Here is a 1,258-nt window from a genome sequence, read left to right on the forward strand (position 1 = left end):
GCAAAAGCGCCAGATGGAAAACGTGGCCAAGCTGATCACCAATGCGGGCACCGCCAAGATTGGTTACCTGGAGCCTGCCGCCTACGAGCGCACCGTCAAGGTGTTGCTGGCTGGTGGCAGCTCGCCGGTGATCAAGAAAGACCCGGGCAAGGCTGCCATTTCCCATGCGGTGTGGGAAGCGGCGTCAAAATAGTGCCCCCACGCTCCACCGCTGCGCGGGTCGCTGCCCCCCAAGGGGGCCGTGTTTCACCTTGGGGCGGCCCGGCGGTGAAACTGTCGACATGTTCCTCTTCAGCATGAAGACTCCAAGGGGGTCGTATCCTCAGCGGTACGACCCCTTTTCTTTGCCACTATGACACCAGCCCAAGCCAAAACTCCATGCACACGCGCCACCACTTCGCCTAAGCCCGTGCCAGACGAAGACCCGATCAAGGGGCAGATCCGCAAGTCGAATGAAAACCGCATCCTGGGAGCGGCGGAGAAAGTGTTTGCACGCGCCGGCTTTGGCGGGGCCACCATGGCCGCCATCGCCACCTCCAGTGGCCTGCCCAAGGCCAACCTTCACTATTACTTTGGCAGCAAGGATGTGTTGTACCGCGCTGTGCTGGCCCGTACCCTCGGCGACTGGTTGGCACCGGCCCAGGGCATCACGGCCGATGCCGACCCGCGCGCGGCGCTGGAGCAATACATACGCGTCAAGATGGCGTTGTCGGCCGAGCGGCCTGACGGCTCCAAGGTGTTTGCCAACGAGATGTTGCACGGCGCACCCGTAGTCAAGACCATTTTGAAGACCGAACTGCGCCCGCTGATTGTGGAGAAGTCGGCCGTGATCCAGGGCTGGATAGACGCCGGGCGCATGGCGTCAGTGGACGCCACCCACTTGTTCTTCACCATCTGGGCCGCCACCCAGACCTATGCCGACTTTGACGCGCAGGTGTGTGCCGTGCTGGGGCGCAAGGCGCTGAGCAGCAAAGACCATGCGCGGGCGACCGAGCATGTGGTCTCGTTGCTGATGCGGGGCTGTGGCTTGTAGATGGAATTGTGCTGTAGCCCACGTATATCATGCTCATTACGCTCCGCATTTACTAGCAAACTACAACATTTGCATCCCACTTCGCGCAGCTGGGAGCATGGCCTTAACATCAAGGCTATGCAAACACTCCCCGCAAGAATCCGAAAAAGCGCCCGCCTCTCAGGACACTTTGTCCTACGCTCGGGTCTGACCAGCGATACCTATTTCGACAAATACCAGTTCGAG

Annotated in this window: 1 protein-coding gene and 1 pseudogene; both read left to right on the top strand. The window is 60.6% G+C overall.

Translation table 11 applies throughout. The annotated features are described in order from the left end of the window. Positions 1-193, top strand: a pseudogene (locus AC097P_RS24145) (ABC transporter substrate-binding protein); the annotation flags it as partial. Positions 194-352: 159 nt separating this feature from the next. After that, a complete protein-coding gene (locus tag AC097P_RS24150) occupies positions 353-1,033 on the top strand; it encodes a TetR family transcriptional regulator C-terminal domain-containing protein (RefSeq protein ID WP_479612961.1) in 681 nt (226 codons plus the stop codon). Positions 1,034-1,258 lie beyond the last annotated feature (225 nt).

The sequence above is a fragment of the Rhodoferax sp. ZS1R8 genome (assembly GCF_056521325.1).